The sequence below is a fragment of the Enterococcus sp. 5B3_DIV0040 genome (genome assembly GCF_002140755.1).
Lineage (GTDB): Bacteria > Bacillota > Bacilli > Lactobacillales > Enterococcaceae > Enterococcus_D > Enterococcus_D casseliflavus.
The window spans coordinates 1148629-1172299 of record NZ_NGLC01000001.1; the positions used below are offsets into that span (position 1 = coordinate 1148629).

General features: G+C 42.9%; 19 protein-coding genes, 1 tRNA gene and 1 pseudogene. 15 read left to right on the plus strand and 6 right to left on the minus strand.

Features of this window, described 5'->3' with window-relative positions:
• Positions 1-6: 6 nt before the first annotated feature.
• Positions 7-1410, minus strand: coding sequence for a tagaturonate reductase (locus tag A5883_RS05520; protein ID WP_086338116.1), 1404 nt, complete (start codon positions 1408-1410; stop codon positions 7-9).
• A gap of 70 nt (positions 1411-1480) precedes the next feature.
• Positions 1481-2461, minus strand: a complete 981-nt coding sequence (locus A5883_RS05525; protein WP_086338117.1) for a LacI family DNA-binding transcriptional regulator — start codon at positions 2459-2461, stop codon at positions 1481-1483.
• A gap of 162 nt (positions 2462-2623) precedes the next feature.
• On the opposite strand from A5883_RS05525, the gene A5883_RS05530 reads away from it, so the two are divergent.
• Positions 2624-4837 carry an AraC family transcriptional regulator gene (locus tag A5883_RS05530; RefSeq protein WP_086338118.1) on the plus strand — a complete coding sequence of 738 codons (2214 nt, stop codon included), beginning with the start codon at positions 2624-2626 and terminating at the stop codon, positions 4835-4837.
• A gap of 61 nt (positions 4838-4898) precedes the next feature.
• Here A5883_RS05530 and A5883_RS05535 read toward each other — a convergent pair whose 3' ends face one another.
• Positions 4899-5786, minus strand: a complete 888-nt coding sequence (locus A5883_RS05535; RefSeq protein ID WP_086338119.1) for a carbohydrate ABC transporter permease — start codon at positions 5784-5786, stop codon at positions 4899-4901.
• A gap of 259 nt (positions 5787-6045) precedes the next feature.
• On the opposite strand from A5883_RS05535, the gene A5883_RS05540 reads away from it, so the two are divergent.
• From A5883_RS05540 to A5883_RS05595, 12 genes and pseudogenes are all read left to right on the plus strand, one after another.
• The gene (locus A5883_RS05540; protein ID WP_008381525.1) at positions 6046-7014 is read left to right on the plus strand and encodes an ABC transporter permease; all 969 of its coding nucleotides are present in this window, start codon (positions 6046-6048) and stop codon (positions 7012-7014) included.
• Positions 7015-7029: 15 nt separating this feature from the next.
• Positions 7030-7707, plus strand: a complete 678-nt coding sequence (locus A5883_RS05545; RefSeq protein ID WP_086338120.1) for a YesL family protein — start codon at positions 7030-7032, stop codon at positions 7705-7707.
• A 166-nt stretch (positions 7708-7873) separates the two neighbouring features.
• Positions 7874-8995, plus strand: a complete 1122-nt coding sequence (locus A5883_RS05550; RefSeq protein WP_086338121.1) for a glycoside hydrolase family 88/105 protein — start codon at positions 7874-7876, stop codon at positions 8993-8995.
• Positions 8992-10308, plus strand: coding sequence for a glycoside hydrolase family 28 protein (locus A5883_RS05555; RefSeq protein ID WP_086338122.1), 1317 nt, complete (start codon positions 8992-8994; stop codon positions 10306-10308). Before A5883_RS05550 ends, A5883_RS05555 begins: the two co-directional genes overlap by 4 nt.
• On the plus strand, positions 10305-11195 hold the full coding sequence (locus A5883_RS05560) for a dienelactone hydrolase family protein (protein WP_086338123.1): 891 nt from the start codon (positions 10305-10307) through the stop codon (positions 11193-11195). Before A5883_RS05555 ends, A5883_RS05560 begins: the two co-directional genes overlap by 4 nt.
• Positions 11156-12073, plus strand: coding sequence for a pectinesterase family protein (locus tag A5883_RS05565; protein ID WP_086338124.1), 918 nt, complete (start codon positions 11156-11158; stop codon positions 12071-12073). Before A5883_RS05560 ends, A5883_RS05565 begins: the two co-directional genes overlap by 40 nt.
• On the plus strand, positions 12070-12516 hold the full coding sequence (locus tag A5883_RS05570; protein ID WP_086338125.1) for a DUF4064 domain-containing protein: 447 nt from the start codon (positions 12070-12072) through the stop codon (positions 12514-12516). The genes A5883_RS05565 and A5883_RS05570 overlap by 4 nt, the downstream gene beginning before the upstream one ends.
• A complete protein-coding gene (locus A5883_RS05575) occupies positions 12513-14105 on the plus strand; it encodes a glycoside hydrolase family 43 protein (RefSeq protein WP_086338126.1) in 1593 nt (530 codons plus the stop codon). The genes A5883_RS05570 and A5883_RS05575 overlap by 4 nt, the downstream gene beginning before the upstream one ends.
• 3 nt (positions 14106-14108) lie before the next feature.
• Positions 14109-15602, plus strand: a complete 1494-nt coding sequence (locus A5883_RS05580) for an extracellular solute-binding protein (RefSeq protein WP_016613309.1) — start codon at positions 14109-14111, stop codon at positions 15600-15602.
• Positions 15603-15751: 149 nt separating this feature from the next.
• A pseudogene (locus A5883_RS05585) lies at positions 15752-16584 on the plus strand (sugar phosphate isomerase/epimerase family protein).
• A gap of 165 nt (positions 16585-16749) precedes the next feature.
• Positions 16750-17622: a VOC family protein gene (locus A5883_RS05590; RefSeq protein ID WP_086338127.1), complete on the plus strand. Its 873-nt coding sequence runs from the start codon at positions 16750-16752 to the stop codon at positions 17620-17622.
• Positions 17623-17686: 64 nt separating this feature from the next.
• A complete protein-coding gene (locus A5883_RS05595; RefSeq protein WP_005229963.1) occupies positions 17687-17914 on the plus strand; it encodes a hypothetical protein in 228 nt (75 codons plus the stop codon).
• A gap of 92 nt (positions 17915-18006) precedes the next feature.
• Here A5883_RS05595 and A5883_RS05600 read toward each other — a convergent pair whose 3' ends face one another.
• From A5883_RS05600 to A5883_RS05615, 3 genes are all read right to left on the minus strand, one after another.
• Complete coding sequence (locus A5883_RS05600) at positions 18007-19278, minus strand: hypothetical protein (protein ID WP_086338128.1); 1272 nt, start codon at positions 19276-19278, stop codon at positions 18007-18009.
• Positions 19279-19423: 145 nt separating this feature from the next.
• Positions 19424-20659 carry an Ltp family lipoprotein gene (locus A5883_RS05605; RefSeq protein ID WP_086338129.1) on the minus strand — a complete coding sequence of 412 codons (1236 nt, stop codon included), beginning with the start codon at positions 20657-20659 and terminating at the stop codon, positions 19424-19426.
• A 404-nt stretch (positions 20660-21063) separates the two neighbouring features.
• Positions 21064-21146: transfer RNA gene (locus tag A5883_RS05615), tRNA-Leu, on the minus strand.
• A gap of 196 nt (positions 21147-21342) precedes the next feature.
• Here A5883_RS05615 and A5883_RS05620 point away from each other — a divergent pair.
• A complete protein-coding gene (locus A5883_RS05620; RefSeq protein ID WP_016621170.1) occupies positions 21343-22455 on the plus strand; it encodes a hypothetical protein in 1113 nt (370 codons plus the stop codon).
• Positions 22452-23666, plus strand: coding sequence for an ABC transporter permease subunit (locus A5883_RS05625; RefSeq protein ID WP_005236453.1), 1215 nt, complete (start codon positions 22452-22454; stop codon positions 23664-23666). Before A5883_RS05620 ends, A5883_RS05625 begins: the two co-directional genes overlap by 4 nt.
• Positions 23667-23671 lie beyond the last annotated feature (5 nt).

The window sequence follows — 23671 nt, forward strand, 5'->3', positions numbered from 1 at the left end:
TCTCCTTTATTTCAAACTTGGCTCAGGGGTGTCAATCGACGCAAGTAACTGGCGGGGTCCGTCTTGTTTTAGACATGCGCACATTTCATTGATTGTCGCTGTCATAAAGCTCAGGTCTGCATGCCAGAGTTGCTCATTTTTTAATAGAGCGGCGATCTGTTCTTCTGCTGGTAATTGTTTCACTTGCTGAAATATGGTTGTCACTAGGTCATCATCTTGAAAAGGTCGAGTGAGATAGAAAGTCAGCAACCCTGCCAGTGCGGCAGTGATTCGTTTTGGTAACTGCTGGTTTTGTTGGACATAACGAGTTAAGACTGGTTGAAGACGCGCACGGAATTTTGAGACGCTGTTTAAAGCGATCGATTGCAGCTGATGCTTCACATAAGGATTTCTGAAGCGCTCTTTGATTTGTTCCGCATAAGCTGCAAGCTGCGCTTTAGGCAAATCAAGCATTGGAATCAACTCTTCCAGAAAAAGACCATCCAAAAAGGCTGCAAAATCACGGTCGTTCATTACTTCTTCAACGGTTTCTAAACCAGCTAAAAGACCGAGTGGAACCATCGCCGTATGAGGACCATTTAATAAATGTACTTTTTGTTCACGATAGGGGGTCATATCTTCTGTCACGATCACATTCAACCCAGCTTCTTGCAAGGGAAGCTTTTCGGCTACGCCGCTTCCTTCGATCACCCAGAGCATAAAGGGTTCCGCAGTGACCATTACGGCATCCTCATAGCCAAGAATCTCTTGGTATTGTGCCACTTTATCGCGAGGATATCCTGGAACGATCCGATCGACTAAGCTGCAGCAGAAGGTGTTTTCTTTTTCTAACCAGTTGACGAAGTCTGACTCCAAAGACCATAATGCGGCATATTGTAAGACGATCTCTTTTAGTTTTTCACCATTCCGATCGATTAATTCACAAGGAATGATCAAAAATCCCGGTTTTTGTCGTTGAAAACGACGATACAAAAGAGCGGTCAGTTTTGCAGGGAAACTGTGGGGAGGGGTATCGTATAAGGTATCCTCTGGGTGAAACGCAATACCTGCTTCCGTCGTATTAGAAACGATGATCTCGAGTTGCTCATCTTCGGCTAAAGCAAGATAGTCTTCCCATTGCTGATAAGGATTCAGCACTTGATCAATGGTGGAGACGACTTCAAATGTTTGAGAAGGAGCGCCATCGACAAGTCCTTCTAAGATAACGGTGTAGAGATTTTCTTGTTGTGCCAACAGCTCTTTCAAGCCGTGATCAATCGGCTGTACCACAATGGCACTGCCATTAAAAAGACCTTGCTTGTTCATTTGCTGCAGCTGCCAGTTAAAAAAGCCCCGCATAAAATTGCCTTCCCCGAATTGAATCACTCGGGCTGGATAGGTTTGATGGGGTTGTTCGGTAATTTTTTTCATAGAATCCTCCTTAAAAAATAGTTATGCACACGTTAACATTTTTGCGTAAGCGCTCTTGAAAACAAGAGGCTTACAGCGATTGACGAATGATTAACGAGGTATCAAAGAAATGTTGTTTCTCAACTACTTGATTGGCAAATGCTTGCAACAGCAGAGTTGCTGCCAATTGACTCATTTCATAGACTGGTTTGCGGATCGTTGTTAAAGGGGGATACGTATAGGGAGAAAAAGAACTATCATCAAAACCGATGATACCGATCTCCTCTGGGATCTTTCGTCCTGCTTGATGACAGGCATTGATCGCCCCGATCGCCATATCATCATTGGCGCAAAAAATCACTTCAGGTGGTTCAGGTAAAGCGAGTAGTTGCTGGGCACCCAGCTGACCACTTTCCAACGAGTAGTCGCCAGCTACGAAGTATTCTTTCGGGCAGACAAGCTGCTTTTCTTGAATCGCTTTCATAAATCCTTTGCGACGCTCTCTAGCGGAACCAAAGGAAGCGATCCCTTCGATCATGGCGATCTTTCGAAAGCCTTGTTCAAGCACATAGGTCATCATTTGATAGACCCCTTGGGCATCATTACTAGTGACATTCATCAAGGTTGCATCCTGCAATTGACGATTCAAAACGACGATGGGAATGTTTTTCTTTGAAAGAGCAGCGATAAAGCCGTCATCACGATCACTTTGACTCATCACGATCGCTCCATCTAGGCGATTCGGCTCTTCATCAAATGTATCGGATTGCAATAATTCATGAACCGCCAAAGTATATTCGGATGGTAGGGTATCACTGATTCCTTTGATCACTTCGACTAAAAAGCTATCGGAAGTACCAATGGATAGATGAGAAAAATAAAGACCAATGATATAAGATTTCTGATTCACCAGACTTTTGGCATTGACATTGGGCACATAGTGTAAAGATTCAGCGATGGCTGCGATCTTCTTTTTTGTTTCTGGCTTGATTAATGGGCTATCGTTTAACGCACGAGAAACAGTTGTATGTGAAACACCAGCGACTTTGGCGATATCTTTGATCGTGACCATAGAAAACCTTCTTCCTTTTTGCTTGATTCAAGCATAGCTTGTTCCCACGAGAATGTCAATACACCAAGGATGCACACGTGAAACATTTTTCGAAATAACATAGGAACTTTTTCTGGGATGTGCTAGTATAAAAGAAGATAGTTAGGTAATGGGAGGGAGTCTATGAAATTCTTTTTAAGCTATCATCAAACATCCAACTTGTTTTATAAAATATTTATTTTGATTTTTCTAATTGGTAGCGCTTTAATCATTGGGTTTAGTGGGGTCATTTATCATCGAACGTATCAAAACATTCAAGAAACGTTTTTGCAAAGTCAACATAATTTGGTCAACCAAGTCAAAGAAAATCTGGATCAAAAAATTCAGATGGTAGAGTATGCCTTTTCTACATATAGCAGTACTCAAAGCTTTTCCGATACGATGGAACAGCCATTTTCCGTGACGAATTATCGACAAGTGCGAGAGATCAATTCGCAACTTGCTTACATTGGTGTGATGGGGATCGAAAACGCCAGCTACCAATTGGTGAATTTGAATCAGCATTGGAAAATCGAAGAAGGCTCCTTAAAACAGATCGATGATACTGAATTCGCTGCTTTTCAAGCGTTGATTGACAACCAACGCTACTTGTATTGGTTGCCAGAAGATGGCTATTTAAAAATGGTGATGACGCTGCCTGTTTTTCGACAGGAAACCACTGCTTTGGGGATCGCTGAAATCCAAGACCATACCATTGCACAGTTGGTGGCAGATCATGACGATTCCTTTTTGAATATATTTCATGCGGACGGACAACTACTTTTCGATAATGGTGAAGTGATCGATTCTGACTTACACGAAACAATGATCGCAGCTGCCCACGACGATGGCATCTTCACTGACAAAGAAAACAATAAGTATGTGGTCACACAATCGGATTACAATCAGTGGTATCATGTGATCCGGCTGGCACCTGCCAGTGTTTCGCAAGCAATCCGTGAATTAAGAAGCGGTTTGATCGTGATTGGCAGTCTTTTGATCATCCTCTTTTTATTAGTATCCTATCGCATTGCGATCGTGGCTACCTCACCCATCAATCGGATCGGAGAGCTTTTAAAGCCCAAAAAACAAGGTCAGAAATTAGAAGTTAATCAGTTGATTTCCGATATCGACCAGGTCTTACATCAAAACCACGATCTCGCCGTTAAAGTTGAACACCAAAAGCCCGAGTTAGAATCCTTGTTTCTATTAAATTTGTTCCGCGGCTGTATCTCAGAAGCAGATAGTCACTTAAAACTGTCACAATTTGGGTATGAAGTATCCGAAACGGAACACTTTGCCGTATTACTGATTCAAATCGATGATTTGTGTGGACGAGAAACAGCGACTATTGATATTTTCTTGCTTGCCATCGAGAATCTCGTTTCTGAAATCATTCCGGCGAATTTGCGTTTTCAGCCAATCATCTCCAGTCAAGAAACCCAAGGAACAATTTTAAAGCTTCCTGAATCAGTTGACCAAAAACAAGTATTGACCTATTGTCAAAAGATCCATCAAGCAGCAAAAGATTACTTGAAAATCAAAATAAGTTGTGGGGTCTCACAATCCTACGACCGCCTCGTAGAAACCAAATTAGCGGTTGATAACGCCAAAGAAGCCTTGCACTATCGAATGAATTTAGGGGAAGAAGTCATTATCTTTTTTGACGACATTGCGGCACAATTAGACAATAACGCGATCGTTCAGTACCCTAGAGAAGCAGAAAGCACCTTTTTGGATGCAATGCGTAGTGGGGATCTAGCGACCATCAAAACGAGTTACACAGAAGTCGTACGCGAAATCATTCATGAAAACAAAAATCCGTTGACGATTGAAAGTGCCTTGTTTAAGTTGATCAACAGTATCGTTCAGCTAGGACAACTCTTAGGAGCAGATCATACTAGCTTGCAGAATAGTCGTAAAGTTTATCAATCCGTGCTCAACCAAACCAGTTTGTTCAAAGTTGAGCAAATCATCTATCAAGAGTTAGTTTTACCTATCGTTGAAACGACACAAGCCAAAACAGATCGAGAAATTCGCTCCTTGTCTGAAAAGATGGTCTTGATCGTACACCAACAATACGACCAAGATCTCTCCTTAGATAGCATTGCTGAACAGTTGCATTATAATGCCAATTACTTAAGTAATGTGTTTAAAAAGGAATTATCCATCAATTTTGCCGATTACTTACAAAACTATCGATTGCAAGTCGCGAAAAAGTGGTTAAGAGAAACCGATTTGACCATCAAAGAAATCGCCGCCAACCTACAATATACCAACTCTCAAAACTTCATCCGCTTTTTCAAAAAGAAAGAACAGATGACACCCGGAGAGTATCGCAAACGATCCAAAGACTAAAAGAAAAAAAGCGTTTTTGATCAACGATCAAAAAACGCTTTTTTTCTTTGCTGCCTGTTGGTTACCCTTTGACGGAACCAACCATGGCACCTTTCACGAAATACTTCTGGACAAATGGATAGGCGATCAACATTGGCAAAGTCGCAACGACGATCACGGCCATTTTCACGGATTGTGCTGGGGGGACAACATCGACACTAGCGGCATCGGCGTTCATCCCGCTGGAGACAATCACGATTTGTCGAAGGAGCACTTGGATCGGCCATTTCGCTGAATCATTGATGTACAAAATCGCTGATTGATAAGTATTCCAATAACTAACAGCGTAGAACAAAGAGATCGTCGCAATCGATGGTAAGGAAAGAGGTAAGATGATACGGAAAAAGACGCCCCAATCAGAGCAACCATCCATTTTTGCGGATTCCTCTAAACTATCAGGAATCCCTTGGAAAAAGTTTCTCATAATGATCATATTATATGCACTGATGGCGCTCGGTAAGATCAGTGCCCAGAGAGAATCGATCAAGCCGAGGCTTTGTACCAAAATAAAACTTGGGATCATCCCTCCGCTAAACAACATCGTAAATACGACAATAAAATTGAAGATGCCACGTCCATGCAAATATTTTCTTGAAAGAGCATAGGCCATAAAAGAGGTCAAGATCATTGAAAGAACCGTTCCGACGATGGTCACAAAAAGGGAAACACCAATACTCGTAAAAATCGTGGGAGTCGAGAGAATATACCGGTAAGCATTTAAGCTAAATTCACGTGGGATAATGATAAATGTTCGTGTCGCAATCTCAGAAGAAGAAGCAAAGGAGCTTCCGAGAATGTTCAGAAAAGGCAAGAGACACATTAAGGTAAAGAGTAGTAGAAAACCGATAATAAATCCTTGAACAACCCGTTCATTCTTCGGGCGGTTCGTTTTTTTTAGGGTTTGTTGCATAGGAAAAACCTCCATCTTTTTTTACTTAAATAGGTATTTCCAACGTATCATGAGGCGGGGACAACGTATATAATCACTTTTACATGTTAAAAAAATCACAATCATGACAAACGTTGATAAAACAATGGTTTTCCAATTCGACCGAGAAATAATCCTAAAAAATGTATGCCTTTCCAATGCTGAGAAAATGATTATATACGTTATCTTTCTTACACGCTACCATGGGACTATCAAATCAAAAAAACTCGGAGGAACAAGTATGGAAACAAAAGTTGATAATTACTTCTCGCCACTTACTGAAGAAGAACAGCGACTGCGGTTGAAAAAGAAAAAATGGGCGCAAATCAGAAAAAATCGTGCGCTCTATATTATGGTATTGCCAGGTATTTTATATTTTATTATCTTTCGTTACATTCCAATGGGCGGTTTAGTCATCGCTTTTCAAGACTACCAGCCATTCTTAGGGATCTTAGGCAGTCCCTTTGTTGGGTTTACTCATTTTATTCGGCTCTTTACTGAAGATACTTTTGTGATGTTGATGCGCAACACGCTGATCATGTTTTTCTTAAATATCACGATTTCCTTCCCTTTTCCTATTTTATTGGCGCTTATGTTAAATGAAGTAAATAACCGTCGCTTGAAAAAAAGTATCCAGACGATTATTTATTTGCCTCATTTTATGTCGTGGGTGATCGTAGTTTCAATCTTCTACGTCCTGTTGACGACTGAAGGCGGTGTGATCAATAACATGATCGAAAGTCTTGGTGGGGAACGTATCCCATTCTTAACTAGCCGTACTTGGCTACGTCCAATGTACATTTTCCAAGATCTTTGGAAAGGTGCCGGTTGGGGGACGATCGTCTATCTAGCCGCTATTACCAATGTTGATGAACAGCTTTATGAAGCTGCGGATATGGATGGGGCTGGCAAACTACGTAAAATGTGGCACATCACGTTGCCGTGTATTCGTCCGACGATTGTGACCTTAATGATTTTAAAAATCGGTTCGATCTTAGATATGGGCTTTGAGCATATGTTCCTATTAATGAACTCAATGAACCGTGAGGTTGCCCAAATCTTTGATACCTTTGTCTATACCGCCGGGATTCAAAATGGTCAATTGAGTTACTCGACAGCTGTTGGGCTGTTTAAAGGTCTTGTAGGTTTGATCCTCGTTGTTTTTGCGAATCGTTTGGCGAAAAAAATTGGGGAAGATGGTATCTATTAAGAAAGAGGGGATCATATGACGATTGAGAAAATCACGAAAATCAACGATGGGCTAACCGCGTTTTTGACCCTGATCGCCCTTCATTTTCTTTGGCTAAGTGTGACACTTCTGGGGGGAATCTTTTTGGGAATCGGACCAGCCTCGTATGCCATGATGAAATATTATGATCGCTGGCTTCGTCTTCACGAACGACCGCCTTTGATCAAAAGTTTTTTCTACTATAGTAAAGAACGGTTCCGACAATCGGTGCTGATCAGTTGGTTGTTTCTCATCATTGCAGCGATCGTGATCACCAACATATTTGCGCCATTTCCATGGTTTATCCAAGTAGCGAATGTCCTCTTTTTGATTGCGTTTCTCTTTTTATTCATGCACGTGTATACCGTCATGGCAGCCACTAACTTTGTGACCGTGTTTGAGATCCTGCGAGGGAGTGCGTTGTTAGGTTTAGGCTATCTGCATTATTCGATCATTAGTTGGTCGATTTTGATCGTTGGCTATTTAGTTCTTGGCAGCTATTTCTTGATCGGCCTCATTTTGATGGGGAGCAGCTTAGTTGGTGGTGTTTTTGCCCTTGCTGGTAAAAAAATTCTTCAAGATATCCACCCAATTGATACAGATCAGGTGGTTTCAAAAACGGCATCGACTACGGAGCAAACCGTTGCCAGTAAAGGAGATGAGGTCATTATCTAAAGAAAACGGCTCAAAGACTTTTACTAGTCCGTGAACAAAACGGTCACTAGAGAACACCTGAAAAATAGCAAAACAAGTTGAACCCTCATGAAATACAGCCAGTAAAACGGATTCATTGAAACAGCTCTATGAATTGAGGAGACTACAATAAAAGGAAGTATCGTACATGAAGAACTATTCGGAAATTGCTTTGAACACATTATTTGAGCGCTATGACTACTTATGCAAAGAAAAAATTTATCACGGAAAATGGTCCTATGACATCGGGGTCGTTTTGCAAGGCGTGAAAGAAGCCTATGAACAGACTGGTGACAAACGCTATTTCGACTATATCCAAAACACGATGGATGTTTATATTGACGAAGACGGTCGTATCAAAAACTATCAGATGGATGCGATGAATATCGATTACATCAATAATGGCAAATGTTTATTCTTGCTATACAAAGAAACAGGAGCGTCAAAATACAAGATCGCCTTGGACACGCTGTATCAACAATTACAGCAGATGCCAAGAACGAGCGAAGGCGGGTTCTGGCATAAAAAAATCTATCCGTATCAAATGTGGTTAGATGGCTTATATATGGGGGCCCCATTTTTGACAGAATACGCACTGACATTTGATAAAGAAGAAGCATTGGCAGATGTAATCAAGCAATTCACCTTATGCTTTACGCATACCCTAGATCCAAAAACGGGTCTTTTGTATCACGCGTGGGATGAACAAAAAGTCCAGCCGTGGGCAGATCCTGGGACCGGTTGTTCAAAAAATTTCTGGGGACGATCAATGGGATGGTTCATGATGGCTCTCGCCGATACGATGGTGCTATTAGGGGAATCAGAGCAGAAGAATCCATTAGAAAACATGTTTGTCTCCTGTCTAGAAGCTCTTGCTAAAGTAAGAGATCCCCAGAAAAAAGTGTGGTATCAAGTCTTAGATAAAGGCAGGGAGCGTGGGAATTATTTAGAAGCATCCGCTTCTTCAATGATTTGTTACGCAACAGCGAAAGCAGTCAAAGCAGGGATCATCGATCAAAAATGGCAAGTGTTTGCCCAAGAGACCTATCAAGGATTGCTGGACGAGTTTGTCTTTTTAACAAAAGAAGGTTGGTTGAATCTGATCAGAAACTGTGAAGTTGCTGGTCTTGGTGGACCAGATAATCGGGATGGTACGTTTGTTTACTATATCAGTGAACCCGTTATCACGAATGATTTCAAAGGATACGGTGCCTTTTTACAAGCGAGTTTACTGCTGCAACCATTAACGGAGGAAGGAAGCAAGAAATGAATATCCAATTGACTACAGCTGATTTACAAGGAAAAGAAGGTCTGTTGACAGAAGCGATTCAAGAAAAAATTGATGAATTGCATCAACAAGGAGGAGGCAGAATCACTTTTTCAGCAGGACGCTATCCGACGGGTGCGCTCTTTTTAAAAAGTAACATTGAACTGCACCTACTATTGGGGGCGACCTTAGTATTTTCTGATGATCCCAAAGACTATCCCGTCGTCGTGTCTCGCTGGGAAGGGGTCAAACGGGAAGTTTATGCCTCTTGTTTATATGCCGAGAATGCGGAAAATATCGCTGTCACAGGACTAGGAATGCTTGATGGGCAAGGGCAAAGATGGTGGAAGACCTTTCGGGAAAATCGTGAACAGCTTGCTTATCCACGACCAAAATTAATCAGTTTTGCCTCTTGCCAGCAAATTACGTTGAAAGATATCCGTCTTGTCGATTCACCCAGTTGGACCGTCAATCCGATTCTTTGTCAAAATCTAACGATCGATAATCTTCGCATCAAAAATCCAGCGGATTCGCCAAATACGGATGGGATCGATCCTGAATCTTGTAAAAATGTCCGCATCAGTAACTGTCATATCGATGTTGGTGATGATTGCATCGCCATCAAATCAGGAACGGAGGACACTAAAGAACGGGTCGCTTGTGAGAATATCACGATCGTAAATTGCCATATGCTTCATGGGCATGGGGCCGTCGTTCTAGGGAGTGAGATGAGCGGCGATATTCGTAATGTCACTATTAGTAATTGTATTTTTCAAGATACCGATCGTGGGATTCGTTTGAAATCACGTCGTGGACGTGGCGGAACGATCGAAGATATTCGAGTGAATAACATTGTGATGGATAATGTCATCTGTCCATTCACTTTAAATCTTTACTATTTCTGTGGACCGAAAGGCAAAGAAAAGTATGTTTGGGATAAAAATCCGTACCCGATCACCGAGGAAACCCCTCATTTCCGGAGAATTCATTTTGCAAATATCTCGGCTCGGAATGTCCATGCGGCCGCTGGGTTTGTTTATGGCTTGGCTGAACAATTTATTTCAGATATCACTTTCCAAGATATTGCCGTCTCTATGGCTGAGCACCCAATTCCAGGAAAGCCTGCGATGATGACAGGTATCGAAGAGATGACAAAACAAGGTTTTTATATTGGCTGTGGACGGAATATTCAGTTTGATCGTATCAATTTGGAAGGTGTAACTGAAGCGTTCCATATCGAGAATAGCCGGGAAATCACCGTCACACAGTCATTTGAGAATCGTCAGCCTCTGGCATTTCAAGGAGATTTTTTGTGAGGGATCCTCAGTTACTTCAGCTGCTAGGTCCTGATATGAAAGTTGCACCACAAGTGGTTCAGCAAACAAAAGAGCAGGTGCAAAATTATACCTTTGAACATTTACTTCTACGATTAAATCAAGAAGAGGATGTCCCTGCATACTTTGCTTATCCTAGCTCTCAGCAACCGGTTCCACTCGTTTTGTTCAATCATTCTCATGGCGGCGACTTCACGATGGGGAAAGAAGAACTGCGACAAAGTCCGCCGTATATGCAAAAAGAAAGCCTATTCGCTGCATTTATGAAGCTGGGCGTCGCCGTTGGAGTGATCGACATGTGGGGCTTTGGCAAACGAAAAAACGGTGAGAATGATAGCTACAAGCGGTTTCTGTTGCAAGGCAAAACATTATGGGGACAACGAATCTATGACAATCAACAGTTTTTAACCTATCTTGCTTCCCGTAAAGAAGTGAAACATTCCGCTATCGCCACATTGGGACTTTCTATGGGGGGCTTGATGAGCTGGTGGTTGGCAGCGCTAGATGAACGGATATCAGTGGTGGTGGACATGGCAGCACAAGTGGACTATCAAGCATTGATCGAAGAGGACCGTCTAAGCAAACATGGGTTTTACTATTATGTTCCTAATGTGTTGAAAGACTTTACGACTGCGGCGATCCAAAAACAGATCGCACCACGCCCGCGTTTGAGTTTGGTTGGCAAAGAGGATCGTGGCTGCCCCTCAAGCGGCGTCGCTCGTTTGGATCAGCAGGTCGGGCAGCATTATGAAGCAATAGGCTACAAGGAGCATTGGCAGGCGTGTTGCTTGCCAGGTGGTCATGAAGAAACCAAGGAGATGAGAGCGCAGTGGATCGAATTTCTAAAACAACACCTCCTATCAAGCTAAAGGTTAGTAAAGAGCCGCAAAAGGGTGATTTTACGAGTATCCAAGCAGCCGTGTTGGCTGCTGAAGCCTTAAACGCACCTTGTGAGATCACGATCGCCTCTGGCGTGTATCAAGAACAGGTGAAAATCTATAAAAACCAGCTTACGTTGATCGGGGAAACTAACACGTTCTTATGCTACCACTTGGCTGCCGAGCAAACCGATGAAAATGGGCAAAAAAGAGGAACCTTTCAAACAGCGACGCTCTTTATCAATAGCCGAGAAGTCTTTGTAAAAAACCTGACCATCATCAATGACGCAGGGTATGGGCAAGCAGTCGGGCAAGCAGTTGCCGTCTATATCGAAGGGGATGACATTCGCTTCGAACGCTGTCATCTCGATGCTTTTCAAGATACCTTGTGTCTGGGTCCATTGCCAAAATATACCAAAGAAGGCGAACCAATGATCAGTCCTTGGCGAAAAACAATCTTTGACCAACAACAGAGTTTGTTTTTGCATTGCAGGATCAGTGGAACAGTCGATTTTATTTTTGGCGGTGGGTCCGCCACCTTTGAAGAGTGTCGCTTGCATTGTAAAAATACACCACAAACGAACTACGTTACTGCTGCCTCAACTAGCAAACAAGCAAGCGGGTTAACCTTCGATCGGTGTCGGGTGACAGGGGACAAAGCCTATTATCTAGGCCGCCCTTGGCGCAATGAAGCCAAAGTCACCTTTTTATCCTGCTGCTTTAATCAACAGCTCGCCCCTTGCGGATGGTCTGATTGGGGAAAAACAGCAAGCCACCAAACGGTCGCGTTCACGGAGCGAATGTGTTGTTACCAAACAAGCCCCAAACGTCCTGAATGGGTGACTATCGAAGGAGTGATAGAAAAATGAGCAAGGCAAAATGGTCTGGCTGGATCGGGATGGTTCTCGCTCTGGTGTTGATGGGCGGCTTTTCCTTGGCGATCAATCAAATGACTGTCCAGCAGTTCGAAGAGATCTTTCAACGTGCGTTTCCCACTGTACTGAAGCAAATGACGGCAGAAGCAGCATTGGCGCAATTTCAAACACTCGGTGCTTGGTTTGGCTTCACGCTGTTGGCACTCCTGATATTGGTTTCAGTGGCGACGATGCTGGTTCGCTATCGTAATTATCGAAAACAAGCGTGTGTTCTTTATTTTTTGACTGGTGTTGTGACATTGATTGGTAGTCAAATGATCGCTTTTCCGATTGCCTTTTGTTTCTTTTTAGCGGCGGGTTTTTGTTTTCTCCATCGTGATGACCGACACAACAAAAAAACAACGGACACAGTCAGCAAACAAGGAGGGGTTGCATGAAGGCAATGATCAATAATCCGATTTTAAGAGGGTTTCATCCTGATCCGAGTATTTTAAAAGTCGAGGATACTTATTATTTAGCGGTTTCTTCCTTTGAGTGGTTGCCAGGAATTCGGGTCTACTGTTCTCGAGATCTAGTCAATTGGTCCCATGAAACAGATATTCTGACCAATCAGGTGGATTTATTAGGTAACACAGCAAATTGCAGCATTTGGGCACCGCAAATCAGTTACGCAAACGGACAATACTATTGTGTCTATACAAATGTTCGCAACACGACACGTCCCTTCAAAGACTGTCGAAACTATCTCATCACGGCTCCTACGATTCATGGGCCATGGAGTGAGCCCATTTACTTAAATGGTAGTGGCTTTGATCCGTCCTTGTTTCATGATCAAGAGGGGCGTATCTGGTTATTGAATGCGCTTTGGGATTATCGTAAGGATACACCAAATAAATCGGTGGGGATCGTGCTCCAAGAATACTCTGAAGTACAAGGCCGCTTGATCGGTGACAGAGTGCCAATTTTTTCTGGAACCCAGCTGGCGAAGACTGAAGCACCGCATCTTTATTACCACAATGAGTGTTATTACTTACTGACGGCAGAAGGAGGAACGGGTGCAGGTCATGCGGTAACGGTTTGTCGTAGTAAAACCATCACTGGGCCTTATGAAGTAGATCCGCATTTTCCCATGATGCGTGCCTATCAGCGCGAAGATTCCCCTTTTCAATGTACAGGTCATGGCAGTTTGACGATTGCACCATCAGGAGAATGGGTCATGAGCTATTTGATGACTCGGCCAGTAGAAGAGGCAGCGATCCTTGGACGAGAGACGGCACTCCAAACCGTCTATTGGGATCACGAAGGATGGCTGCGTCTTAGCAATGATGATACGATCCCAGATCAAACCATCAGACTCGCTAGCGACGCTCAGAAGCAAAGGGCATCACCTGCTGTTTTTATGGATGATTTTAAAGGATCGTTGCAAAAAGCATGGAACGGTAGGCGATTGCTGCCCAATGAAGAGTGGTGCAATCTGAGTAAGCGACCAGGGTATTTGCGATTGATCGGCGGAGAATCGATGCAATCGAACTTTCATAAGCACTTATTGGCGATTCGTCAACAAGACTTTTGTTTTGAAGCTGAAACAGTGATGGAATACCACCCCCAATCGTTTAATCAGATGGCTGGATTGTCGTTGTTCTTAAACGAAGAAAACTATTTGTTTTTCTATGTGACTTATGATGAAAAAGACGGCAAGATCCTTCGTCTGATTCGGTGTTGTGAAGGAGAATTTCACTTGTTCCCAGATAAATTGGCCCTCGCTGCTTCAAGTGAGCCGATCGGATTGAAAGTAGTCGGTTCTTATCTAGAAGCAGAATGGTTCTATCGGCAATCACAAACGTGGCATCCCTTTAAAAAGCAAAACATCCAGTTCTTGTCTGGTGGTTTTACAGGGAATTTCATTGGAATCAGTGCCCATGATCTAGATCACTTTGCTGGAAGCTATGCCGATTTTACGTACTTTAAGTATCAAGGGAAAGATCCGCTCGATGATGATTCCCTAAAAATAGAGAAAGAAGGGTAACGAATGAAAAAGTTGAAAGTAGCAAGTTTATTATTATGTGCAGGACTGTTTTTAGCAGGCTGCGGCGATGGCGGAGGTTCATCTGATGGACCAGAAAGTGATGAAAAAACAAGTATTTCTTGGATGGCGATGCTGCATACCGCTTCACCTCCGTCTGGGGATGTAACACAAAAGTTAGAAGAATATACAGGGGTCGAGATCGACTTTACATGGGTGCCGGACGCATCAAAAACAGAACGCTTGAATGCAGCATTAGCGTCAAATTCTTTAGCAGATATCGTAAGTTTGACAGAAATCAATAACACAACCGTCCGTAGTTCGCTAGCATCTGGAATGTTCTGGGATGTGGAACCCTATTTAGAAGAGTTTCCGAATCTGGCAGAAATTTCTGAGGATCGCTTAGAATCTTCTCGTATCGATGGTCATATCTATGGTGTACCGTTTCTAAAACCGATCGCTCGTTATGGTGTCCTCGTAAGAAAAGATTGGTTAGACAATTTAGGGTTGGACGTGCCATCGACTTTAGAAGAATTATCAGCTGTGGCACAAGCCTTTACAGAAGGAGACCCAGATGGCAATGGGGTAGATGACACGGTCGGATTCGTTGAACGTGATGAGTCCTTTAATGTTGGGTTCCGTTCACTTTCAGGTTACTTTGGTGCAGACAATTGGTTTACGATCACGGATGATGATGAAGTGATGCCATCCTTTATGCAACCAGAATACAAAGAAGCAATGGAATGGTTCCGTAATATCTATGATAACGGCTGGATGAATTCTGATTTTGCGGTAATGGCGAAAAATGATCAGAAGAACTATATCGTTCAAGGTCGTGGTGGGATTGTATTGAGTGGTTTGCAAGAAGTACGTAACTACATTGATGATGCAGCTGGTACTGATGAAGAGCATATGGAATGGGTCTTGATCAATGATATCGTCCATGAAAATGTGGAACGTCGTATCCTTTCTGATACCAATGGTGGAATGGGCGGTTGGTTAGCCATTCCGAAAAACAATGTTGAAACCGAAGAAGACTTACGTGTTGTTTTGAAATTTATCAACGATTTGATGGACGAAGAGCCGTTTACCTTGATGACGCAAGGGATCGAAGGGGTCCATTATGAAATTGATGATGAGGGTGTCTATGTCCGTTTAGATGATACGAAGTGGCAACAAGAAGTACAACCATTTTCTTCGTCTCGTCCATCAGAATTAGTAACAGTTTTCCCTTCAAGCAACCCCTATGTCAACTTAGCCAATGAAAAGATTCGGGAAAATGAAGAGTTTGCGGTGATCAATCCTGCACAATCGCTGACCTCTGAAACCTATGATCGTTCATGGTCAAGCTTGATTGAAGGAATCTCAGACGCTTACTACCAATATATGACTGGGGAAATCGAGATCGATGGGTTTGATACAGCGATCGAAACCTTCTTAAGAAATGGTGGACAGCAAATCATTGATGAGTTCACGGAAGATTATCGTTCACAACAATAAAGGTCACAAAAGGTTCTGATCATCTGTTGAGAAGGAATGGATGAAGTGAGGAGCCGCTACTGCTGAATGATTGGAAGACCAAGACCAGTTGAAGTGATTCGCTGCTTGGTCTTCTTTTTGCTTCAAAAGCAATGAAGAAAGGAGAAGCTATGTTTCAACTAACTGTTCGGGGGCATGATTTAAAGAATTATGGGTCCCCAGAAGAATTAGCGCAAAAAATTGCCGCCAAAAACATTCATAACATTCAATTTGCATTAAATAAATCCTTCCCGCAATGGGCAGAGCCAGAGCAATTAAGCCCTGGTTTAGGCCGCTTTTTCAAACGTGTTTTGGGCAATCTCATGTTCAGGTCGCTTTATTGAGTTGTTATAGTAATCTGATCCATCCTGATCTGGAAAAACGGGAAGCGATTTTATCCAGATTCGAGACCTATCTCGCACATGCCAAATACTTTGATGCAGCTATGGTTGCAAGTGAAACTGGTTCGGTTTTGCCAAATATGGGGTATACCGAGGAAAATTTTAGTGACGTCGTTTTCGATGATTTGGTTCAGGTGATCAAGCGTTTGGTCCAAGTGGCTAAGAGACATCAAGTGATGCTAGGGATTGAAGCGGGCTTGAATCATCCACTATCATCGATCGATCGAATCGAAGAATTGCTGGAACGAGTACCGTCTGACTATTTAGGGATCATCTTTGATCCAACCAATCTGATTACGGCGAAGAACTATCAAGAGCAAGTCGCTTTGACAAGGGAAGCTTTTTCCCGCTTTGGTGATGCCATCGTTTGCTTGCACTTGAAGGACTATCAAGTAATCGATGGTAAAATCAAGGTAGTGCCATTGGGAGAAGGAAGGATTGATTATCAACAACTATTGGCCATCACCGCTGAATACAAGCCATTTTGTTATGTTGTGTTAGAAGGGACGACCGAAGAAGCGATGCAGCCGGCCATTTCACTGATTGAAGCATTGCAAAAGTGAGCGAGCTGTCTTTGATTGTGACTGATGAGGAAAAGCTTTGTTACAAGGAGTCACGGGAGATCAAGGAATCCTTTCCTCAACAAGCAGATTTATTTACTTACTAAAAGTTAGTGTTATACTTAAAGGTACAAGTGAATTTAACTGTTTAGAAAAGAGGAAATGGCGATGACAATGATTCAATCAACCTATCAAATCGATGCAACAGCCGCAATTGGCAAAGTCGTTTTAAAAGTAGCGAATATGGAAAAAATGAGCCGGTTTTATTCGGACGTGATTGGCCTAACTTTATTGGAGCAAAGTGTAGATCACGCGCGATTGGGCGTGGGGACACAAGAGCTCTTAGTCCTAGAGAAGGTAAGTGATCCGTTGCCTTTGACACGGAAAACAGGCCTTTTCCATACGGCGTTTCTTTTGCCTAGCCGTAAAGACCTAGGAAATATGCTGGTTCATTATTTGGAGGCCAAAGCCCCTCTGGATGGTGCTAGCGATCATGGGTATAGTGAAGCGTTATACCTGACCGATCCAGAAGGAAACGGGATCGAAGTGTATCGTGACAAACCGAAGAGTGAATGGGATATTCGAGCAGACGGTGAGATCGTAGGCGTTACTATCGAAATGGACGCGCAAGGCGTGCTGGGAGCCGCTGACCGATCACAAACGACTTTTCCAGTTGGCACCACGGTGGGGCATGTCCATTTGAAAGTGGCGGATCTGGCAAAAACAGAAGAATTCTACACCGAAGTTTTAGGCATGCATTTGACTTCAGATTTTGGTAGCCAAGCAAAGTTTTTTGCTGCTGGTTCGTATCATCACCATATCGGATCGAATATTTGGATGGGAAGAAATGTTCCAGCTATGGAGGAAAAGGATCTAGGCTTAGCGTACTTTACGATCGTTTTGCCAGCTTTGGCTTTTTCTACGTTACGAAGTCATCTAAAGGCAAGTGGCGTTTCTTATGAGTTAGAAACAGACAGCCGCTTGCATTTGACTGATCCGAATGGGATCAATCTGATCATCGAAAGAAAGAATCAGCCTTAAGATGGAGGTTTTTTCATTCATGAAATGAGAGAATAACCTATAATCAAGTAAAAGGAGAGCAAGCATGAAAAAAAACGGGGCGGGACAATCACTATTTCTAGCATTATTGATCAGCATGGGCTTATTTTTCTTTGTCCAAGGGAAACAATTAATAGAAAGTGGGGCGTCTCCTGTGATTTTTATTGCTTTTTCGGCTTTTGCAGGAATTATCGGAGTTGGTGTCTATGGTCTTCAAGCAATAATGAAACAGCATCGGCGCAAAGCCATGGTACCAATCAAAACCAAAAAATAAAGAAACCGGCCAATCTTAAACAGGAAGATTGGTCGGTTTTTTGTTTACGCTAAGAAAAAATGGGGAATGGGATCTGTCTCGTCCACTACATACTAATTTTCCATGTTTTCAATCGCAAATTCGATCTCATCAGGTAAGAAGCCGTTCCCTTCAAGATGAGCGGCCATATTTCTTTGACGGATCCCTAACACCCGGCGGGATTGATTGGCGCGCCCTAAAGCATGGCGATACCAATCTACGTCAAGGGTCTCTAGTGCCCATTGTGTTTCCTCCGCAGTGAAACCTTCTGTTTCTAACAGTTCTGCCATCTCTTGTTTTGAATAAAAGCGACGATTTCCTTGCGCTCTAACGAGGAAAAAGGCTTCACGTTCTCGTTCTGTCGCATTGTTTTCGCGCTCATAGCGTGCTGCTACAGTCGGGGCGAAATGAAACCCTGCTAAAATCGTTTCCTCGGTCACTTCGTTATCAAACACGTAGGTTCTAAATTGAAAACGATTGTCGTTTTCCAGTTCAAGCCATAGTGATTCAACCAGAAATCGATAACCGACTGGAATCGTTTCATAAACTGCATCGGCAATTTCGTAAAAATAAGCGGAAACGGCTTCGTAAGGAGTCATTATCTCGGGAACGATTTCCGTCGTTTGCCCATTAAACAAAGTGATTGCGGCAGGGTATTTTTCGCCAGCATTCGTAAATGTGAGAATCTCCACTGGCTCATGTTTTGTTGAAAAGACATTCATGGTCACGCCGTTCACCAAATCAATAGTGGTCTGCCACTCGATATCTTGGTCGTCGCTTTGTTGGTGTAAACGTTCAAGTGTATCAGGCGTCAAACCAAGCTTTTCTCGTGTATCTTCATTGAACGCTTCTTCATCGGCAAATGGAGTGTTTGCCCTAGCTGTCACTAGTGCCAAATCCTCTTCGTATTCTTTGAATAATTCTTGCAATTTTGCTCGTCTACTGACGATGATCGGGCTTTCCTCATGGATGGCAAGTAAGGCTGCGATACGACCATTCCGAGCGGCAACCCAACTGGGCATATCCAGATAGCGAGCTTCGATCGCTTCTTGGGCGAGTTGAATCATCTTTTCCGTGTTTTCAATGAATGCCGCCTTGTGTTTTGAGTTGCTATTGACCTGTTCTAGAAAGGCCAATTCTGCTTCTTTGCCACGAATCATCAGTTCTAAATTTTCAATACTTAACTCATAAGTAAGCTTTTCTGCATGATAGGTATGTTCCCAACCTGCATCCAAAGCGGCGCCGATGCGCTCAGAAAGTTCCTCAGGACTTGCTAAATTTATCGTCCCACATCCTGAAATCAGGGATAGTATCAGTAATAATGGCAACAAAACTTGTTTTTTCATTTTTTCTCCTCCTCGGGGACTCTGGTAAACTTCGCCATTTTGTTCGAATGAACGCATCAGATCGAGCACTTTCTTGGGTATAAAAAATAGCAACAATATAAGGGCTATCATAAAGGCATCGCGATGTCCTTTTGTTCGCTAGTTTTTAGTTACCCATGTTTGTCATCGCGTAGTCGATTTGTTCTTCTGAAAAGTCTTCGGAAGCCAATAACCGGCGAATGTTGTCTGGAGGAAGACTCATCAAGGAATGGTAACTATTTGCTTTCTTCAACGCCTGCTCGTTCCAATCAATCGTGAGCTGATCAACTGCCCATTGCGCATCATTATGGGTAAACCCTTCAAATTCTAATTGTTGGATCAATCGTGCACGTGAGAAAGCCATGAGGTTCGTATAGGATTCGGCACGTGCGATCGCTCGTCTTTGTTCTGAAGCTCCTTCATTCTCGGTCTGAGTTTGTTCGTCCTGGTTTTGCTGGCTTTGCTCTTGCTGCAAAGCCGTAGCTGCTTCTTGTTTTGCGTTTGCTTCTTGAAGCTGTTGATACACGGTAGTGACCATGTCTTGATCAATGTCATGATCAAAGCCATAGGTCATCACAGCCAGCTGATGTTCATCTGAAGATTGATCGAATCGATTCATAAACATCAACGATTCACGAGGAATATTTACGACCAGCCCTCGTAAAATCGTTTCATAGAATGCAGCTTTTTGCTCGTCGGCAGTTTCCCGATTAAGAACAGTAAATCCAGATGCGTACTCCTCTTCGGGCTTCGAAAAAACGAAGACGTCAACATTCATTTCACTTGTGTGGTAAACAGTGGCGGTGAGTTCGTCGTCAAGTTTGATCCTGCGATAAAGAGTTAGCTCATCTTCGGTGAGCTGCTGAAGCTGCGCAATATCGTCTGCCAAAAGCCCCAGCTTTTGACGCGGGTCGGCTTCAGGAATCGTTTCGTTTGCTACCTCCAGTAGACGGTTGAGGTTGTCTTGATTACTGAGAATGATAGGGCTCCGTTCATGAATCGCAGCCAGAGCCTCGCTATAACCAATGCGGGCAGCAAACCAAGCAGGGACATCGATCCGACGCTCCACTAACGCTCGTTCAGCGGTTGCCATCAAATCAATTGTGTGGCTGATTAACTGATAAAGATCTTCGTCGGAAGAATCAAGCTCTTCCAAAATAGCCAATTCGGCTTGACTGCCGGCAATCAACAACTCTAAGGTTGCTGGGTGATAATAGGCCCAGCCCGTTCCGGATTGGTTTGTATATTCCAGTCGTGCGTCGATGCCAAGTGCAACGGTCTCTGACAGTTCTTCATCTGCCTTTGCGCAACCGATAAGCAAAATAACGAATGACAATAGGGTGATCAGTACTCTTTTTTTCATTAGGCTCCTTCTTTCTATCGAAAGTAACTGAGAAAACGGTCGGAAGAGGTTTGTTTATCTGGGGGAAGGAGGAGAGAAGGTGAATGGGAAAAATGCTGAAAAGATTTTTCATCACCAGTAAATTCAGGCAACTGTTTCTGATCCGCCAATAAGAAAAAGCGGAGCATCGAACCAGCTTTCGAGAATAATTGTTATATTATTCATTTTATATGAAAAATGGTTTGAAATGCAATGATAAAAGAGTTTTTATCGATTTTTACATTTGGGAAAGGAAGCTTCGTATCAACTTTCTAGGAGTAGACGCTCAAGATCAAAGCGATCGAAAGAATTCATCGAAGGATCGCCATGGGGAATCTTTTGAGCAAACAAAAAAACAGCTTCCCATAATAGGGAAGCTGTAAGGATGCGGAAAATGGGATTTGAACCCACACGAGCGATTGCTCACAAGACCCTCAATCTTGCACGTCTGCCATTCCGTCATTTCCGCAAATACTATAGAAGGAAACGCAGGCTGAGGTAGTTCTGTCACGCCGCGTCTAGAAAATATCTTACCTGATTTTCAACAGGTTTGTCAATAACTTTTCCTAATGCTATTTGAAAGAATTTTCAGACTTTAGATTGCATTTTCTCCCATAAAAGGTATGCTAAAAGAATGAATAATTATTTTTTTGAGAGGAGAGCAAATGAACTACTTTAAAAACCAGTTAGCTAAATCTGTCAAACAGAAAACGTTCCTCTTCCTGCTCATTGGTGCCTTTAGTTTAGGTTGCTGTTTTTCCATTTATTTGAAGCTGATGGAACCCATCAACTTACCCGCCACGATCACTGCAGAAAAAGCGGAAGCCTCACGGCTTGTTGATCGCTACCAAGCCAATCAGTCGGGTTCACCTGCTGAACAAGAGGTGTATCAACTTTTGCTTGAAAACAATACACTGACTTCGCGACAGTTATCCAACTTGATTATGGAAGAATACGAACGATTTAATCAAACGAGTATTCAAATTGCAGAACTAAAAAAGCAGATTTGGGCGTCAGAAGTTGATGACAAAGGATTTTTGCCACCTTTATGGGCAATCGAACAAGATCAGAAGGTCTATCAAGCTTTAGTCGAGCAAGAAAAAGAGCCGGTCCTCACTGCTGCCAATGCCCAGACCGCTGTCGCTTTGGCAATAACGTTTTTGCTGAATTTTGGCTTCTTCTTTTGGGCTTTTTTTGCCAGTGACAATTTGATAGAAGAAAGAGAACACTTCTCTTTGATTCGCTCGTACCCGCAGATTTTTCCGATTCGGATGTTAAGTAAAATTGTGGTTAAAGGGATTACAAATTTAGGCGTTTTGATTGTGTTCTTCTTAGGCGTCTTTCTTTCAATGAGCCTTCTGGGGGAGTTCGGGGATTGGCAGTATCCAGTAGCCGTCTATCTCAATGGGGATTGGGTAGCCTTACCTTTTTGGCAGAGCGTTTTATATAGCCTGGTTTCTTTTGGCTTGCTGATTGGTTTGATCGAATGCTTAGGTTTTGTCATGAACATGATCGCAGCCAATCGATACGTCTCTTTCTTTTTGCTGGTGCTTTTTTATGGGCTCGGCTTGATTCCGATGCTGCAAAAGATCCCACTGTTACCAGTTCATATAGCTGCTATGGATAAATTTTATTCGGGCGCCTTTGCATCGGGTTCTGGTACTTCTTGGGGAGTCTATGCTAGTTGGCTGCTGACGGTGGTGTGGATCTTCCTTTGTATAGCTTTGATGCTCGTTGCGGATAAACAGAATCGCTTGTTGAGAGGAGGCAAAGGATGAAAGACTATTTTTTATTTGAATTACGACAACTCTTAAAGAGCAAGAAAACTATTGGTCTTTTTTGCTTGCTTCTTATCTATAGCGGCGTTTACAGTTTTTGGCAAAAAGATTTTCGCCCGATTGAACGAGTAGATAAAACAGAAATGCAACAACGCTATACTGTGCGACAAGATTTTCTTGATCAACAAGCAGCCAATCCTTCTGACCATTGGTCGGCAAGCTTAGCAGTTGAAATGTTTACCCCATGGAACGAAGCGGAAAAACAACGATTAGATGCACTAGCTGATGAAAACTGGCAAGCTTATGCACGAGGAACAACTACGTGGTACCAGTTGGCGTTGCAGTTTACCGATGAACGAAATGTTTTTTATACACCGGATTATTATACGTTTCAAAATTACTACGCTGCCTATGACGGTCGCTTTGGTTATGCTTCAACCGCTAAGCTTATGGAAGCCTTCAGCCAGTTGCCGAATAAGAAACTCTCGCAAGCAGTCATGGAGCAAAAAACGGGGATACAGGCATTGCAGCGAAGTTTTACTGGATATTTACCGATTCTATTGCTTGCTGTTTCTTTATTTTTGGCGATCGATTGCTTACCAAAAGAACGAAGACATAAATCCCTATTTCTTTCACTGCCATTATCGGCAGAAGAGATCCTTTGGAGCAAAACGGCAGTATTGATGGTCGGTTCTGCAATTGCAACGCTTGGGACCATGTTCTTTCTCTGGTTGGGTTCTGGTATTCAATTCGGCTTTGGTTCCCTGGAACTACCGGTCACGATTTTATCACCGACCTTTGATGCCCGCTACCCGATCACAGATTTCAACGCTTTTGAAACACAAGCCATCGGTCTTTTTATAGGCCAATGTTTTCTTGCGACGCTTTTTTTGCAGTTTATTTATTGTCGCGGCATCTTGTTGTTCAGTGCCCTGTTTCGCTCAGAACTGGTTAATTTGCTTTTGGCTGGTTTTTGCTTGCTTTCACCCTATATTTTCCAAAGACGTTGGTTCAGTGCTTACCTTGATAAAACGCTGTATGTCTATCTGTATCAAAATGTGGGACAAGTCCTTTCAGGCTGGACACGTTTTTATTTTGGTTCTGCAGGGTTTACGATGGAAAAAGGGTTGCTTTTATTAGGAGGCGTTTGGCTTCTGATCGAAATGTGTTTCTTCGTGACGATCCAACGCAAAAAATTTCATTTGGCATAGGAGGA